The 254-nt window shown below is 41.3% G+C and carries 1 protein-coding gene; it reads right to left on the bottom strand.

Translation table 11 applies throughout. The features are described 5' to 3' along the window. Positions 1 to 192, bottom strand: a 192-nt coding sequence (locus HC723_RS17615) for a hypothetical protein (RefSeq protein ID WP_238925537.1), incomplete at its 3' end; no start/stop codon positions are given. Between the last annotated feature and the right edge of the window lie 62 nt (positions 193 to 254).

Genomic DNA, 254 nt, shown 5'->3' with positions numbered 1-254 from the left:
ATGAATTAATGGGGATTTTTGTAACGCTAACTTTACTGCTTGGTGCGTCACTGTAAGCATTGAAGCTACTTTAGTTTGAGCTTCACTTATCGTACCAATAGAAAACGTGGTACCAAGTTGTTCTTTTGTATCCGCCCCATGAACCCACGGGGCGATATTATTAATGTTTGAAATTCCATGGCAGAATTGCATCGATATCTGGCTCAGCTTTCGCCAGTTCCTGCATGCATTTGACCAAGTAGTCATAGAGGATT

Origin of the sequence: Vibrio sp. S11_S32, assembly GCF_014694465.1 — a bacterium.
GTDB classification, from domain to species: domain Bacteria; phylum Pseudomonadota; class Gammaproteobacteria; order Enterobacterales; family Vibrionaceae; genus Vibrio; species Vibrio algicola.
Note: the sequence above shows the minus strand (reverse complement) of the source record. Positions and strands in the feature narration are given on the sequence as shown.